General features: G+C 73.7%; 11 protein-coding genes. 5 read left to right on the top strand and 6 right to left on the bottom strand.

The genetic code is table 11. The features are described 5' to 3' along the window. Positions 1-10 precede the first annotated feature (10 nt). Entirely contained in the window at positions 11-2,101 is a 2,091-nt protein-coding gene (locus tag ACFV9H_RS04890; protein WP_385393381.1) for a SpoIIE family protein phosphatase, read from the bottom strand. Positions 2,102-2,263: 162 nt separating this feature from the next. Between ACFV9H_RS04890 and ACFV9H_RS04885 the strand changes: the two genes are divergently transcribed. From ACFV9H_RS04885 to ACFV9H_RS04870, 4 genes are all read left to right on the top strand, one after another. Beyond that, positions 2,264-3,259 carry a hypothetical protein gene (locus ACFV9H_RS04885; protein WP_385393379.1) on the top strand — a complete coding sequence of 332 codons (996 nt, stop codon included), beginning with the start codon at positions 2,264-2,266 and terminating at the stop codon, positions 3,257-3,259. 69 nt (positions 3,260-3,328) lie between these two features. After that, complete coding sequence (locus ACFV9H_RS04880) at positions 3,329-7,492, top strand: AAA family ATPase (RefSeq protein ID WP_385393376.1); 4,164 nt, start codon at positions 3,329-3,331, stop codon at positions 7,490-7,492. Between the two features lie 6 nt (positions 7,493-7,498). Beyond that, a complete protein-coding gene (locus ACFV9H_RS04875) occupies positions 7,499-8,671 on the top strand; it encodes a trypsin-like peptidase domain-containing protein (RefSeq protein ID WP_385393373.1) in 1,173 nt (390 codons plus the stop codon). A gap of 1 nt (position 8,672) precedes the next feature. Next, positions 8,673-9,788 carry a trypsin-like serine peptidase gene (locus ACFV9H_RS04870; protein ID WP_385393370.1) on the top strand — a complete coding sequence of 372 codons (1,116 nt, stop codon included), beginning with the start codon at positions 8,673-8,675 and terminating at the stop codon, positions 9,786-9,788. Positions 9,789-9,809: 21 nt separating this feature from the next. Here the strand turns inward: ACFV9H_RS04870 and ACFV9H_RS04865 are convergent, their stop codons facing one another. The 5 genes from ACFV9H_RS04865 to ACFV9H_RS04845 all read right to left on the bottom strand — a co-directional run bounded on the left by ACFV9H_RS04865 (position 9,810) and on the right by ACFV9H_RS04845 (position 15,755). Next, on the bottom strand, positions 9,810-10,661 hold the full coding sequence (locus tag ACFV9H_RS04865; RefSeq protein ID WP_385393367.1) for a sulfurtransferase: 852 nt from the start codon (positions 10,659-10,661) through the stop codon (positions 9,810-9,812). Positions 10,662-10,686: 25 nt separating this feature from the next. Continuing rightward, entirely contained in the window at positions 10,687-12,054 is a 1,368-nt protein-coding gene (locus tag ACFV9H_RS04860; protein ID WP_385393364.1) for a rhodanese-like domain-containing protein, read from the bottom strand. A 120-nt stretch (positions 12,055-12,174) separates the two neighbouring features. Next, complete coding sequence (locus tag ACFV9H_RS04855; protein WP_385393361.1) at positions 12,175-13,296, bottom strand: sulfite oxidase; 1,122 nt, start codon at positions 13,294-13,296, stop codon at positions 12,175-12,177. 328 nt (positions 13,297-13,624) lie between these two features. After that, on the bottom strand, positions 13,625-14,806 hold the full coding sequence (locus tag ACFV9H_RS04850) for an aromatic amino acid transaminase (protein WP_385393358.1): 1,182 nt from the start codon (positions 14,804-14,806) through the stop codon (positions 13,625-13,627). Then, positions 14,799-15,755, bottom strand: coding sequence for a DMT family transporter (locus ACFV9H_RS04845; protein WP_385393355.1), 957 nt, complete (start codon positions 15,753-15,755; stop codon positions 14,799-14,801). Before ACFV9H_RS04845 ends, ACFV9H_RS04850 begins: the two co-directional genes overlap by 8 nt. Before the next feature lie 138 nt (positions 15,756-15,893). Here ACFV9H_RS04845 and ACFV9H_RS04840 point away from each other — a divergent pair, with 138 nt between their 5' ends. After that, positions 15,894-16,376 carry an Lrp/AsnC family transcriptional regulator gene (locus ACFV9H_RS04840; RefSeq protein WP_385393352.1) on the top strand — a complete coding sequence of 161 codons (483 nt, stop codon included), beginning with the start codon at positions 15,894-15,896 and terminating at the stop codon, positions 16,374-16,376. Positions 16,377-16,405 lie beyond the last annotated feature (29 nt).

Here is a 16,405-nt window from a genome sequence, read left to right as displayed (position 1 = left end):
CGCGGCGCGCTCAGACCGGCCGGGTACGGGCCAGCAGCACCGCCACGTCGTCCTGTGGAGCGAGGGGCAGCAGGCTCGCGAGGATCCCGTCGCAGAGCTCGTCCAGTGGCCGGCCGGATCCGCGCAGGGCCTGCGCGAGCCGGCGCATGCCCTCGTCGAGGTCCCGGTCGCGGGCCTCGATGAGCCCGTCGGTGTAGAGCACGAGCAGGCTCCCCGGGGGCAGCCGCACCTCCTCGGTGCGGGGGTCCTGGCCGTCTCCCGAGCCGCGGCCGGAGCCGGCGTCCGTGCCGGTGCCCAGGGGGGTGCCCGGCGGACCGTCGAGGAAGGTGATGGTCCCGTCCGCGGCGACCACGGCGGGCGGCGGGTGGCCGGCGCGGGCGATCACGCAGCTGCCCGTCGCCGGGTCGTGGACGGCGTAGACGCAGGTGGCCATCTCGTCCTCGCCCAGGTCGGCCACGACGGCGTCGAGCGAGCGGAGCAGATCGGCCGGGGGCACGTCGTGGCGCGCGAGGGTGCGTACGGCGGTGCGCAGCTGGCCCATGACGGCGGCCGCGTGGATGCCGTGGCCCATGACGTCGCCGATGACCAGTCCGGTGCGCCCGCCGGGGAGCTGGATGGCGTCGAACCAGTCCCCGCCGACGTCGTGGTCGCTGGCGGGCAGGTAGCGCCCGGTGAGTTCGAGGCCCGTGACCTTGGGCAGCGCGCTGTTGGTGAGGCTGCGCTGGAGGGTGAGGGCGGCCCGGCGCTGGGCGGTGAACATGCGGGCGTTGTCGATGTTGAGGGCGGCGCGCGCGACCAGCTCGTCGATGAGTACGCAGTCCTCCTCGTCGAAGGGCTCCCGGCTGCGCAGCCGGGTCACGGCGACCGCGCCGAGCACCTTGCCGCGGGCGACCAGGGGGACCATCCGGGCCCCGCCGAGGGTGGCCAGGTAGCCGCGCAGGGCGTCCGCGCGCGGGTCGGTGATCAGGGCGGGGATGTCGGAGACGTACAGGTTCATGGGCCGGCCGTCGGTGATGACCTGCTCGTACACGCTGCCCACGGGGAGCTGGAAGGTCTGTCCGGCGGCCAGCTTCGCGGTGGGCGCGGAGGGGTCGGGGAAGTGGGCGGCGAGCCGGCGCAGGACGCCCCGGGCGGATCCGGCGGCGTCGTCGGGCTCCAGTACGGCCTCCAGCAGCTGGACGTCGGCCGAGTCGGCCAGCTGCGGCACCAGCACCTCCACGATCTCCTGGGCGGTCTGGTGCAGGTCGAGGGTGGTGCCGATGCGGGTGCCCGCCTCCGCGAGCAGGGCGAAGCGGTGCCGAGCCCGGTCGGCGGCGGCCTGGGCCCGCTGGCCCTCGGTGATGTCGATGAGGGAGGCGATCAAGCCCAGGCGCCGCCCGGAGCCGTCGAGCAGCGGGGCGTAGGAGCAGGACCACGTGTGGTCGTGGTCGGGGTCGGCGGGGGTCCGCCCGGTGCGGCGTACGTCGACGACGGCGGTGCCCCGGTCGAGGACCTGCCGCATCGTCGCCTCCAGCGCGGTGGCGTTGACCCCGGGCACCACCTCGGTGAGGCGTTTGCCGAGGTGCTCGGCGGCGGGAACGCCGTTCATCCGGGCGAGGGCGTCGTTGACCCGGAGGAAGCGCAGGTCGGAGCCGAGGGTGGCGAGACCGATGGGCGACTGGGTGAAGAGGCTCTGGAGGGCTGCGAGCGAGTCGCGCATGTGGAGGACCTCGGAGGTCTCCACGGCGACGAGCATGGCCCCGGTGCGCCCTTGCGGGTCGGCGGCGGGGACGATCCACATCTCCATCGGGACGCGGTGTCCGTCGCGGTGGCGCACGGGCAGGGTACCGATGACCGTCTCGCCGGCCTGGACGCGCCGGGTCAGCTGCCCGGCGAGCTCGTGGTTGGCCTCGGGGACGAGGACGGTGGTGCCTATGCGCCCGATGATGTCTTCGGGGCGGTGGCCGAGCAGGTCCTGGGCGGCCAGGGACCACTCCACGACCCGGCCGTCGGCGTCCTCCCGCCACAGGGCGATCGGCAGCAGCTCGCGGAGCACGCCGGCGTACCCGACAGCCGCCGCCGGCTGGTCCGGCACCTCGCTCGCCGACTGGTACGTGTCCAATGCACCGACCTCACCCCGGGGGGCCTGATTCCTACCGATTCACCCTATCCGAGGCATGGGCGCGCGGCTCTGTGTCAGATGCCCCCTGCTCGGCCGGCCGCTGTTCGGGTGGCCCGGCGCGGCGCGCCGTGAGCCGGGCTCCGGACGCGGTATCTCCCTGTCATGACCGACGCCACGATCGTCTACGTCCACGGCAACGGGAACAAGGTCCGCAAGGAGCTGCTCAAGTCCCAGTGGGACAGGGCACTGTTCGGCACGGACATGGGGGCCGCCTCCCGCATGGCCTACTGGGCGCCGCTGCGGTACGAGGACCCGCTCCCCGACGGCGCGCCCGACCCGGCGGCCGGCGGCCCGGCACCGGTGGAGGAGCTGCCGACCGCCGCGACGTCGCTGACGCCCGAGGAGTTCATCGAACGTACGCTCGCGGAGGCGCGCCGGGAGTCCGGCCCGCTGCCGGAGGCCCCGGCGGTCGAGAGCCGGTCCGCGCGGGCCGGCGAGGAGGGGCTGGCCAAGTGGCTGGCGAAGATGACGTACTCGGCGGAGACCCTCGACCGGTCCTGGGACGGCGCGACCGCCCCGGCCGGCCTCGCCCCGATGGACCCGAGCCCGGACCTGGACCTGGACCTGCGCGAGGCGCTGCCGCTGCCCGGCTTCCTGCGTTCTCCGGTGTTCGAGCTGCTGGTCGGCGTCACCTTCAAGGACGTCCACGCGTACTTCTTCGGTGGCGTCGGCGAGGCGATGCGGGACGTCGTGCGCGGCGAGCTGGCGGACGTGGGCGGGGGGCCGCTGGTGGTGGTCGGGCACAGCCTCGGCTCGATCATCGCGTACGAGGTGCTGCGCGAGGCACGACGGGACGTCAGCCTGTTCGTCACGGTGGGCTCCCCGCTCGGCATCACCGAGATCCAGGACCTGCTCGCCCGTCCCACGGCGGTGCCGTCGGGCGTGGCGGCCTGGTCCAACGCCTCGGACCTGCGGGACCTGGTGGCGCTCGACCACTGGCTGCGGCCCGAGTACGGACCGCCCGCGTTCGTCACCGACCACCTGGTGCGCAACGACAGCGCCAACCACCACGGCATCCGCGAGTACCTGGCCTGCGAGCCCGTCCGCAGCCAGGTCAGGGCCCTGTTCGGCCGCCTTGCGACCGGCGGGGGCGGGTGAAAGCATGAGGGATATCAGGCAGTCCGTCTTCCCGCTCCGCTGCGGCGGCCGCGGCTGTGCAGGTGCGCTATGTCGCTCACCGATACCGAATGGGACCTCGTCACCGAATGGGCGCGGGACTACCTGTTCGTCGAAGGTGAACCGCGGCCCCGGCTCATCCAGTTCGGCTTCTCCCGGGAGTTCGTGGGCGCCATCCGTTTCGGCGGTTCGAGCAGCGAACACGCGGTGGCGCTGGTCGAGGCGGTGCGCAACGACGGCGTCGAGGCCCAGTTGCGGTTGCTCGACGCCCTGGGCCGGCTCGACTCGCTGACGTCGCTGCCGGCCGGTGAGGTGGCCCTGCGGCTCAGGCGGCGGTTGGAGGACGCCGCGAAGACGCACGTGCCGCCGCGCGACCACTACCTGGCAGGCGTGCTGCGGGGCGGCGCCGAGGTGTTCATCGACCGGACCGATCTGCGGGCGAGCCTGCGGGAGTTCGTCGATGATCCCGAGAAGACGGTGCTGGTGGTGGACGGCGAACCGGACAGCGGCCGCTCCTACACCTACGCCCTGATCCGGCACCTGGGCGCGCACTGCGGGTTCCGGCCGGTCCGGGTGACGCTGAACCGGACCTCGACCGCCGAGCAGGTGGTCGAGCGGCTCGCCGAGTTCGTCGCGGACGTGGGCACCGGCATCTCACCGTTGGATCCGGTCCGGTCTGGCGAGCTGGCGCCCTCAATCGACACGGCCCTGCACCGCATCGTCAGCCGGGCCACCGCCGCGGAGGAGCGGTTCTGGCTCGTGCTGGACGAGTGCGACGAGCTCGACGTCAACTCCGACGTCTGGGACTGCATCGGCAAGCTCGCCCTGACGATCTACGAACACACCCCGGTCCGCAGACAGAGCGTGCCCCGGCTCGTACTGCTGGGCTATTCCTCCACGATGCGCCAACTCCCGTACGAGATCCGCAAGAACGAGGTGCGGAACACGGCCCGGGTGTCCGGGGAGGAGGATCTGCGGCAGTTCTTCGACGAGTTCTTCGCGCAGACCCCGCCGACCGGCCGGCCGCCCCCGGACGGGCCCGGGATCGCCGCGCTGGTGGAGGCGGCCGTCCCCGCCGTCATCGAGGCGGGCGGGGCCCCCGGCCCCGACAGCTACATGCGCAAGGTCTGCACGGCGACCGAGGACGCGGTCCGCCTCTACCGTTCGCTCGCCCCGGGCGAGGACTTCGCGGCGCGACTGCGCGAGCGGCTCTCCGCCGCGGCCGCCGCACCCGGGCCCGCGCCGGTGGCGGGCCTGCGCAAGGCCTATCGGGAGGCCGCCTGCCTGCTCACCCGGTTCGACCCCGCGCGGCTGCGGCTGCCCGGGGAGGGGCAGCCCTCCGGGAAGGGCGTGCTGGAACTGTTCGAGGACTGCCGGGCGGTGGGCACGCGCAACACCCTCTCCTGGACGCTCAAGCCGGAGATCCGCGACGCGGCGCTGCGCGGCCTGGCCGGCCCGGAGGCCGCCCGCCTCGCGCTGCTGGCCAACGCCGGGCAGATCCCGCCCGGCCCGGGCCCCGAACAGACCGCCCTGGCCTACCTCGGCGGCGCTCCCCCGGACCTGTCGCGGCAGAGCGCGGACGAACTGCCGCACGTCCTGCGGGCGGTGCTGTGGCTGGCCAAGATCCCGGGCGTGACCGGCGTCCCCGGCATCCCGGACGCGGCCGTCGTACAGCGGCTGCTGGAGCACGCGAGGCTGCTGCGGCCGCTGGAGCGCCTCGTACGGGACTCCTTCCAAGGGCGCGCCGGTGAACTCGCCGACCTGCGCGCCTACATCGGTCTCGCCCCCGGCTCCACACCGGCGGGCCGGGGTGGGCTCTCCCCCGAGATCCCCGGCGCCCCGGAGGCACCGGTGCTGATCCACGGGCTCGGCGGGATCGGCAAGAGCACCCTGCTCGCGAAGGTGCTCCTGGACAGCCTGCGCGATTCCCCGGCCCGGTTCCCGTTCGCCTACGTCGACTTCGAGCGCCCCACCCTCTCGGTCCACGAACCGGCGACCCTGATCGCGGAGATGGCCCGCCAGTTCGGCATCCAGTACCCCGAGTGCCAGGAGGAGTTCAACGACCTGGCCCAGGCCTGCGAGGAGACCGCCGGCACGCACCGCGCCGAGCAGGGCGAGGTCGACGCGCTGTACGAGCTCTCCACCACCCGGGCCACCATGGCCCGGCTGTCCTCCTCGGGGGTGCACGCCCTGGCCGCCGCGCGCGAGGCGGACCTGGCGCGGCGCCTCGCGGTCCTCGTGGTGCGGGCCGCGGGGACGGCGGGCCGGCCGCAGCCGCCGCTGGTCCTGGTCATCGACTCCTTCGAGGAGGCCCAGTACCGCGGCTCCCCCGTGCTCGGCCGGATGTGGGCCGTGTACACGGCGCTCCAGGAGGTCCATCCGCGGCTGCGGACCATCGTGTCCGGGCGGCTGCCGCCGGCCCACCCTGCCCGCCCGGTGCAGCCCCGGACCATGGAACTCGGCGACCTCGATCCGGCGGCCTCTGTGGCCCTGCTCAGGTCGTGCGGGGTCACCGACGCACGGCTCGCCGAGGAGCTCGCCTCCCGCGTGGGCGGGCACCCGCTGAGCCTGAAACTGGCCGCGCGGGCCGCCGTACAGGAGAGCGAGGGGACGGAGCCGGAGGCGCTGAGCGAGCTGATCGCGAGCCTGCCGGCCCACCGCCGGCGCTTCTTCCGCAAGGTCGACCAGCTCCTCATCCAGGGGACCCTGTACGAGCGGATCCTCGAGAAGATCCGGGACGGGGAGGTCCGCGCGCTCGCCCAGGGGGGCCTGGCACTGCGGACCATCACCCCCGACCTGATCCGGGAGGTCCTCGCCGAGCCGTGCGGGCTGGGCACCCGCTCGGCCGAGGAGGCGGACCGCCTGTTCGGGCTGCTGGCCCGGCTCGACCTCGTGGAGGGCATCGGCCCGGGCACCCTGCGCCACCGCGCCGACCTGCGGGCCATCATGCTGCGGTTGGCCGACCGGGCCCGTACCGATCTGATGCGGGCGGTCGGGACGCGGGCGGTCGCGTACTACGCCGCCCGCGAGGGGCCGCAGGAGCGGGCCGAGGAGATCTACCACCGGCTGCGGCTGAACGAGAGCCCGCGCTCGGTCGAGGACCGCTGGCTGCCGGGGGTGGAGCGGTACCTGGGAGGGGCCGACCAGGACATGGCCGGGCGGTCCGCCGCGTACCTCACCGGGCATCTGGGCGGCCACACCCCGGACGAGGTGATCGCGGAGGCCGACCAGGAGGACTGGGAACGCATCGCCGCCCGCGAGGTCGAGGACCTGCTGTCGCAGGAGTTCGCCGGGGCGGCGGCCGCCCGGCTCGCGGAACGCCGGCCGTGGACCCCGGGCAGCCCGCTGCATCCGCTGTGGGTGGAGACCCTGGACCGGTTGGGCCGCCGCTCCGAGGCGCGGGAGGCCGCCGACGCGGCCGTGGACCGCGCCGACCGGGCGGGCTTCCCCGACCTCCAGCTGGAGCTGCTCCTGTTGTCGGCACGGCTCGCGGAGGCGGACGGCGACCTCGCCGAGGCCGACGCCGACCTCGCGGAGGCCGAGGAGGTCGCCGCGGGCCTCGGCAGGGACTTCGAGGCGCTGGGCGCGCTGCTCGCCCGTGCCCGGCTGGCGGGCGACCCCGAGGACCGTGACCCGGAGGTCGGCGGCAGGCTCGCGGAGCGGTTGCGGCGGCTCACGGACGCCCAGCTGGCGCGGCAGCCCGCGCTGGTCCGGGCGGCGGCCGCCGAGGTCTCCCGCGACGACCCGCGGGTCCTGGAGCACGCCCTGGACGTGGTGGGCCTGCCGGAGACGGAGGAAGAGGTGCTGGACACCCTGGCGGCGACGATCGGCCGGGCCGCGGCGCACCGGCCGGAGCTGCGCACCACCCTGCTCGAACTCCTGGAGAACGCCGTCGGCCCGCCGGAGCGGGCGCGCGCGAGCAGTGGCACGCACGCCGGGATGACGGGCATCCTGCGCGAGGCCCGCAGGCTCGGCACGCTCGACCGGCTCGCCCGGCGGCTGGTGAACCTCGACGACCACAGCGGCGAACTGACCTCGGGCGTGGCGGCGGCGATGGGCTCGGGCACCCCGGGCACGCCCGACACACCGAGCACGCCCGACACACCGAGCACATCCGATGCACCCGGCATACCTGACACACCCGGCGCCGGCGCGCCCGCCCCGGCGCCCTTGGAACGGCGCCCAGGCGAAGGGAACGGCCGCAGCGCGGCCTGACGGACCATGACGAGCGACCCGTACCTCCCGCCGGACGACATCGTGCGGCTGCGCGACACCGCGGTGGAGCAGGGGCTGGCGGACCCCTCGCTGCGGCGGCTGCTGTTCGAGGGCATCCTGCCGAAGTACCGCGGTTCGCTGCCGCTGCTCGCGGCGCCCGGCCCGCAGGTCCAGTCGGACCTGAACGAGATGAACCGGGTGGAGCGGCTGGTCGACGGCACCGTACCGCTGGCCGTGTGGCTCCGTAACGCCTCCGACCAGCTCACCGACGCCGCGGCGCGGGACGTCTTCCTGAAGGCCCTGGACGAGGTGGTGCGCGACTCGGCGGGCGAACCCGACGTGGCGCCCGACGTGCCCACCGGGGAGACCAAGGAGGAGATCGTCTTCCGGGACGACACCGTGCCCTTCGGCTTCCTGAGCGGCGGCGCGCTGGCGGGGGCCTCGGTGGCCCGCGTCAAGGTGCTGCCGTACGAGGGCGGCGCGCTGCTCCAGCCCGTGGCGCTGCCGCACAACGGCACGGGCTGGCTGATCGCCCCCGATCTGCTCGTGACCAATCACCACGTGGTCAACGCCCGCAAGCGCACCGCCGGCGAGCGGCAGGTGGCCGCCCCGGCCGACCTCCAACTCCAGGCGCGGGGCTCCCGCTCCCGGTTCGACTACGAGGACGGGTCCGCCGATGACGACGCGGCCGCCGAGGAGGCGCACGCGAGCGGGCTGGTGGCCTGGGACGAGGAGCTCGACTACGCGGTGCTGCGCCTGACCGGGGCGCCGTCCCGGCCCTGTCTGCGGGTGGCCACCGAGCCGTTGACGGTGGTCTCGGACACCCCGGTGGCCGTCAACATCATCCAGCACCCGGGCGGGGAGCCGAAGCGGATCGCGCTGCGCAACAACCTGGCCTTCGACGCGGACGAGCGCGACCTGCGCTACTTCACCGACACCCGGGGCGGCTCCTCCGGCTCGCCCGTCCTGACCGACGCCTGGACGGTGGTGGCCCTGCACCGCGGCACCCGGCGCGTCTCGGACGTCAGCTTCCAGGGCAAGAGCACGGCATTCGTGAACGTCGGTACCCAACTGAGCGCGATCATGGAGCACTTGAGGGAGCACAGTCCGCAGGTGCACACCGAGATCGCGGCGGCCCAGTCCGAACTGGCGCGCCGGGCGCGCCCCCAGGAGGTGTGAGATGCGCGGTGGATCACCGGTGGAGACCGGGCCCGAGCAGGTCTTCACGGAGGACCTGCTGGAGGTCGCGGCGCGCGTACGCGAGCAACTGGACGCGGAGGTACCCGAGTCCGAGGAGGAACTGCCCGCACGGGAGGCGGCGGCCGCGGAGATCGGCCGGGCCGCCGAGCAGGAGCGGGCCAGGGTGTTGCGGGCAGGGGTGCGCGGGCTGGAGAAACTGGCCGAGGGCCGTTCCGGGGACGTCGACGAGGACGAGTACTTCGGCGTCGAGGCGATCGTGCTGCTCGAAGGCAGGCCGGCGATCCTCGTCCAGAACCAGGACTTCGCCCCGCAGCGGGGCGACTGGGCCCTGCTCGACGGGCAGCGGGCCGGCATCCGGCAGTCGATCGCCCGGGTGGGCCGCGTCGAGGTCTCCGGTCACGCCGAACTGGACTGGCTGGGCACGGGCTTCCTGGTCTCGCCGTTCGCCGTGATGACCAACCGCCATGTGGCCGTAGAGTTCGCGCACGCGGACGGCGGGGGCGGTTTCGCCTTCCGGCAGGGCATGGGCGCGCGCGTGGACACCGGGGAGGAGTTCGGCGCACCCGCCGGCGCCGGCGGTGCGTTCGAGTTCGAGGTCACCGGGGTGATCGGCATCCACCAGGACGTGGACATGGCGCTGCTGCGGGTGTCCCCCGCCGGTGGTGGCGGCGAGGCGCCGACTCCGCTCGCGCTCGCCGCCGACGCGCCGCCGGATCTGGCCGGCCGGCCCGTGTACGTGGTCGGCTACCCGGCGGCGGACGGCCGGCGCAACGAACCGGCGGCCATGAGCCGCATCTTCATGGACGTCTACAACGTGAAGCGGCTCCAGCCGGGCACGGCGACCGCCCTCCTCCCCGACGAGGACGGGTCCGGGTCCGGGTCCGGGTCGTGGTCCCGGTCGGGGTCCGGGTTCACGATGACCCACGACTGCTCGACGCTCGGCGGCAACAGCGGCTCCCCGGTCTTCGACCTGGCCGACCACCGGGTGCTCGGCCTGCACTTCGGGGGCAGGTTCGGCTCCGCCAACTACGCCGTTCCGCTGTTCGAGCTGACGGACGACCCGCTGCTGGAGCGGGCCGAGGTCAACTGGGTGTGAGGGGAGCGTCCGTCGGGGAACTCAGCCCAAGGCGACCGGGGCGCCGACCAGTGAGCCGTACTCGGTCCAGGAGCCGTCGTAGTTCTTGACGTCCGGGTAGCCGAGCAGTTCGTGGAGTGCGAACCACGTGTGCGAGGAGCGCTCGCCGATGCGGCAGTAGGCGATGACCTCGCGGTCCGGGGTGATGCCCGTTCCCAGGTACAACATCCGCAGTTCGTCGGCCGACTTGAAGGTGCCGTCGTCGTTGGCCGCCTGCGCCCAGGGGACGTTGGCCGCTCCGGGGATGTGTCCGGGCACCTGAGCCTGCTCCTGCGGCAGGTGCGGGGGCGCCAGCTTCTCGCCCCGGTACTCCTCCGGCGAGCGGACGTCGACCATGTGGACCCCGTGGCCCACGCTCTCCAGCACCTCCGCGCGCAGTGCGCGGAACTGCGGGTTCTCCTGGCCCGTCACCGTGAAGTCGGTGCGCTCGTACCGCCGGACGTCCCGGGTCATGTCCCGGCTCTCCAGCTCCCACTTCTTGCGGCCGCCGTCGAGCAGCTTGACCCGGTTGAAGCCGCGCAGCCGCAGGATCCAGTAGGCGTACGCGGCGAACCAGTTGTTGTTGCCGCCGTAGAGGATCACCGTGGTGTCGTAGCCGACTCCGGCTTCGGCGAGCAGCCGCCCGAGCGACTCGCGGTCCAGGTAGTCCCGGCCCACGGGGGCGTGCAGGTCGGTGGTCCAGTTCCAGCCCACGGCTCCGGGTATGTGGCCCTGCTCGTAGGCGGTGGTGTCCTCGTCCACGTCGATGACGCGTACCGTCCCGTCGTCCAGGTGCGCGGCCAGCCACTCCGTGTCGACCAGTGTCTCCGGATGGGCGTATCCGTTGCCGCTCATGGTCCGCTCCTCTCGTGTCCGTGCGTCATTGCTCTGCCATCAGCTCCTGTGCCATCAGCTCCTTTGCCCCGCCGCGGATCACCGCGGTCACGGGGATCCCGGCCCGGTCGAGCAGGCCCGCCGCGATCGTCGCCCGGCGGCCGCTGCCGCACACCACCCAGACCTCCCGGTCCCTGGGCAGCTCGCCGATCCTGCGGGGCAGTTCGGCGAGCGGTACGCGGAGCGTGCCGGGGATCCCGCCTTCCGGGTGCTCCGGACGGACGTCGAGCACCCGCCGGTCGGCGAAGTGCCCGGCCAGCTCGGAGACGTCCGCGGTGCGCAGGGAGCGCACTGGTCGGCCGGCGGCGGCCCAGGCGTCGACGCCTCCCGCGAGGTAGCCCGCGACGTCCTCGTAGCCGATCCGCAGGAGCTGGGTGATCGCCTCGCGGGCCGCGTCCTCCTCCGGCTCCGGTAGCACCAGAACCAGGCGGGTACCGAAGGGCACGACCTCGCCGACCAGGCTCGCGAAGCGGTCGTCCAGCTCGTCGCAGATCGAGTCGGGCAGGTGGGCGGCGGCGAAGTCGGCGCGCCCGCGCCCGTCGACGACCTGCGCGCCGCCGCCGACCAGCCCCTCCACCACGGCCGGGGTGAGCCCCCGCGGCGCGGGCGGCCCTCCCAGCACCTGAGGCCCCTTGCGGTTGATCGGCCCCATGTGGTGGTAGTAGGCGGGGTACGGCGGCAGTCCCATCAGCCGCCCTCTGACGAACTCCTCCTCGTCGCGGGTGGTCAGCACGGGGTTGGTGCGCCGCTCCGCGCCCACGGTGCTGGTCCGCTCTCCCGTCGCCGGGCCGGCCGCGCAGGAGCTGCCCGCGCCGTGCGTGGGCAGCACCCGGGTGGCGTCGGGCAGCAGCGCGAGGCGCCTGAGCGTACGGAACTGGGCGCGCGCGAGTTCCTCCGTACGCCCGGGGCCGGAGAGATCGGTGCGGCCCGCGGTGCCGACGAGGAGGCTGCCGCCGGTGAAGACGGCGGTGGGTGGTCGGTCGGTGTCGTCGAAGACGAGGTACGAGGTGTGTTCGGCGGTGTGGCCGGGGGTCTCCATGGCCCGCACGGTCACGTCGCCGACGGAGATCTCGTCGTCCTCGGCCATCGGCAGGTGGTCGAAGGCGTACGGTGCGCGGGCCGGGCCGGCCACGGTGGCGCCGGTCGCCGCGCGGACCTCCAGGGCGCCGGAGACGTAGTCGTTGTGCACGTGGGTCTCCAGCACGTACCGGATGCGCACCCCCCTGGACGTACAGGACTCCACCAGTTCCCAGCTGTCCCGTTGCGGGTCGACCAGGGCGGCCTCGTCGCCGCTGACGAGGAGATAGCTGGTGTCGCCGAGCGACGCGGTGGTCATGACCTCGATCTCGCTCATTTCCCTCACCGCCCCGGGACCGGGGAGTTCGGCCCCTGATCGGGTACGTCGGGCGCCGCGGGTGCCTCGGGTGCCTCGGGTGCCTCCGGCGTCTCGGACACCTCGGACGCCTCGGGTGCCTCAGACGACGACCACCTCGACCGAGGACACCGGATTGCAGCCGTAGCCCCGGGCGTTCCACGGCGCCCGCGGCGGCTGGGTGTCGCCGTGTGCGTCGGTCGCGCGGGCCAGCAGCCGGTACGGGCCCGGGCGCCGGGGCGTCCAGCGGTAGGACCAGCCGGTCCAGGCGTAGGGCCCGGGCGGTGGCTCCAGTACGGCGTCGTTCCAGTCTCGGTCGCCGAGCCGGCCGAGGTCGTGCAGTTCCCCGTGGTCGTCGTCGCCCTCGTACGCGGCCCTGACCTCGACCCGCCGTACGGGAATCCCGTCGCCGGACCAGGCCCGGCCCCGGACGAGGGTCTCGTGGTCGCGGCGGACCGCGGCGTCCGACTCGGGTTCGGTGATGAGCGACTTGACCCGGACCGTGGTGACGGGCCCTTCGGGGGTGCCCCGCGAGGCGGTGTAGACGTACTCCTCCGCCTGGAAGACCCCGGTGAACGGCTCCGTCACGGCCCGCGCCTCCACCAGCCACTTCACGTCGGCGACCGCGTAGCGGCCGGGGACCACCAGGCGGACCGGCGCCCCGTGCTCGGGTGCGAGCGGCTCGCCGTTCATGTGGGTGACGAGCAGGGTGTCCGGATGGAGGGCCGCGGTCAGGGGGAGGCTGCGCGCGAAGGGGGTGGGCAGGCCGTGCACCGTGCCGGAGTCGGCCCCGGTGAAGACGATCTCCACGGCGGCCGGCCTGATCCCGGCGCGGACGGCGAGCGCGCGGAACGGGACGCCCGCGAAGTGCGCGCACCCCACGGCTCCCTGGGTCCAGGGCAGACCCGGGGGGCGGGGGGTCATCATGGCGCGGCCGTTGCCCGCGCACTCCAGGACCGCGTCGAGTTCCCGGCGCTCCAGCCCGAGCAGCTCCTCGTAGCCGATCTCGAAGGGCGTGGCCACCGCGCCGCCGAGGCGCAGGCGCCACCGCTGGGGTGCGGTCCGCGGGATGCCGAAGTGGTCGCGTACGAAGAAGGCCCCCACGGGCGTGACCGGCTCGATCAGGGCGGCCGGCGGTGTCTGCGCGTTGTACGGGTCGGACGTGACCGTTTCGGGTGCCCAGGACGTGGCTCCGGGTCCGCGTGAAATCGACCATGCGGTCATGGCAGCACCTTCGCTCGGGCTCGTTTCCGAGCGCGACGCAGATCTCTTTCAGCTTACGTCCGGGAACCTCTTGACTCCGGGCAAATAGGGAGGAAACTCGTCATTACACCGGATCACCGGAAAGAGCCGCTCCGCCCTCTGAAGACGTTCAGAGGCCCGCGTGACCCTTATCCAGGCTCTGGCCAGGCCCCCGGCAGACCGCGTTCGACCATGGGAGCCACCTGCGACGGCGGATGGCTCGTGGAATCGACGGGACTGCCGGGGACTGTCTTGCTTCCGGGGCCTTGTGAGGCTGCCTGAACGTGAGGCTGCGTGAACGTGAGGCTGCCTAGACCGCCACCGCCGCGATGCCCCGCGCGAGGCACGGGATCCGGTCCCCCGGGATGCCCGCGATGTTGACGCGCCCCGAGGTCGTGCCGTAGATCGCGAAATCCCTGCGCAGCCGGAGCATCTCCCCTGCCGTGAGCGGCAGCATCGAGAACATCCCCTTCTGCCGTGCCAGCGTCCGCGCCTGAGCGCCCAGGCCCAGCGCGGTCAGGTGGGCGGTCAGCACGGCCCGGTTGGCCGTGATCCGGCCCCGCATGAGGTCCAGCTCCGCGCGCCACGCGGCCCGCAGCCCGGCGTCCTCCAGGATGGTCGTCACCACGGCGGCGCCGTGCTCGGGCGGCATCGAGTACTGCGTGCGGGCGGCGTTCTGCAGGGCCGTCTCGGCGTGTCCCGCGGCCCGGGCCGAGGCGCCGAGCACGATGGCGCAGCCGACGCGGTCGCTGTAGAGGCCGAAGTTCTTCGAGCAGCTGACGGCGATCAGCATCTCCGGCACGCGCGCCGCCAGCATCCGGGTGGGCAGCAGGTCGGCCTCCAGGCCGTCGCCGAGCCCGTGGTAGGCGAGGTCGACGAAGGGTACCCAGCCGCGGCTGACGGCGGACTCGGCCAGCGCCTCCCAATCGTCCAGCAGCGGGTCCACCCCAGTCGGGTTGTGGCAGCTGCCCTGGAGCAGGACCACGTCGTCACGGCCCGCGCCGCTCAGCTCCCGCAGCACGCCCTCGGTGTCGAAACCTCCCTCGGCGTCGCGCCAGCCGTACGTACGCACCTTCAGCCCGGCCGCCTCCAGGATGGGGCGGTGGTTGACGTAGGCGGGGTCGCTGATCCACACCGTGGTGCCCGGCCGGGTCCGGCAGATCAGGTCGGCCAGCAGGCGCAGGGCACCGGAGCCGGCGACGGTCTGGACGGCCGCGGCCCGCTCCGAGGGGCCGCCGGCGCCCAGGACCATCGTCAGCAGGGCCCGGTTGAACGCGGTGTTGCCGGACAGGCCCCGGTACTCCTTGGACTCGGAGCGCTCCGCCAGCCGGATCTCGGCCTCCCGCACGGCGGTCATGACGGGGGTGCGGCCCGATTCGTCGCGGTAGACGCCGAGGACGAGGTTGAGGCGTTCGGGGCGCGCGTCGGCGCCGAACTCGTCGGTCAGGACCCACAACGGGTCGGCGGGCGGCGGCGGGAGGAGCTCAAGCATCTGCGGGAACCTTGGGTCGTGGGCGTCGGTTGGCGAGGACGACGCCGGTGGTGATGAGGGGGACGCCGACGAGGACGGCGAGGGTCGGCGACTCGCCGAGTACGGGGATGGCGAGCAGGACCACGGCGACGGGGCTGAGGCTGCCGACGACGGAGCTGCGCTCGGCGCCCAGCCTGCGGATGGCGAAGGCGTACAGCAGACCGGCGCACAGTCCGACCCCGAGGCCCTGCACGACCAGGAACAGGGCGATGTCCGCCCCGGCCGCGTGGGCGAGGCCCGTCGGGAGCACCCCGGTCAGGACGAGGAGTCCGATGATCGCGAAGGAGGGCAGGCACAGCAGCCCGATCGACCCGACGGGATCGAGGTCGACCTCCTTGAGCCCCACCGTGTACAGCGCCCACAGCCCGCTGGCCACCAGCAGGGTGCCGGCGCCCGCCAGTACGTCCGTGTCCACCGGGACCACGTAGCGCCAGACGAGGGCGGCCACGCCGACGGCGATCAGCGCGAGCCCGGCCGCCTGCGTGCCACGGGGTGCGCGGTGCCCGCGGGCGACCATGAGCGCGGAGACGAAGAGCGGGACCATGCCGGGGACGATCGAGCCGACGAACGCGGCGGAGGTCAGGGCGCCGCCGTGCATCGCCGCGAGGAAGAACGGCACCCCCGCGCCGCACACGATCTTGATCGCGGCGCCCGGCCGGACCGCCGCGATGCGGTGGCGGCGCCGCCACAGGGCGGGGAAGAGCACGACGAGGGGGACGCCGAAGCGCAGCAGGGCGGCGTCGGCGGGCAGCAGGGAGGAGGCGCTCAGGGCGCGGGCGCTGAGGGCGAAGGCGGCCCAGATCGCCACGGTCACCAGCAGGGCCGCCATGCCCTCGGTCTGTGGTGAGAGCCGGCTCCGGCCGGCCGCCGCGGGTCTCGCGGCGGCGGCCGTGGTGTCGATGGCAACCAAGGGTGGCGGCTCCAGCTTCGGGGGTCGTACGCGTACGGGATTCCGTACCCCGCAACGCTAGGGCCTGGGCCGGGGCAGTCGATTGCCAGTTCTGCCTCCCGGACATACGTTTGGGGCAGAATCTGCCAAGGAGTGGCCATGGACGCAGTCGATCTGCAGATCATCCGGGAATTGCAGGCCGACGGACGGCTGTCCAACCAGGACCTCGCCGACCGCGTCCGCCTCTCGCCCTCGCCCTGCCTGCGCCGGGTCCGGCGCCTGGAGGAGGCCGGCCTCATCCGCGGCTACACGGCCATGGTCGACCAGGTCGCCTTCGGTCTGCCCATCACCGTGTTCGTCCGGATCCGCCTGGAGCGCCACACGGCGGACGCGGTCCGCACCTTCGAGGAGCACGTCGCGGTCATCGAGCACATCCAGGACTGCTACCTGATGGCGGGCAGCAGCGACTACCTGCTCCGGGTGGTCATCGAGGACCTGGAGGCGTACGAATCCCTGGTGCGCGACCGGATCCACGCCATCCCCGGCATCGCCTCGATCGAGTCGAGCTTCGCGTACGGCAGCGTCAAGCAGTCCCGCACCTACCCGCGCCCCACCCCGGGCGCCTCGGCCCGCCGCCTCTAGCCTCCCGGCGGGGCGCCTTTCCCGGGGCG

Source organism: Streptomyces sp. NPDC059874 (assembly GCF_042731135.1).
GTDB lineage: Bacteria > Actinomycetota > Actinomycetes > Streptomycetales > Streptomycetaceae > Streptomyces.
Note: the sequence above shows the minus strand (reverse complement) of the source record. Positions and strands in the feature narration are given on the sequence as shown.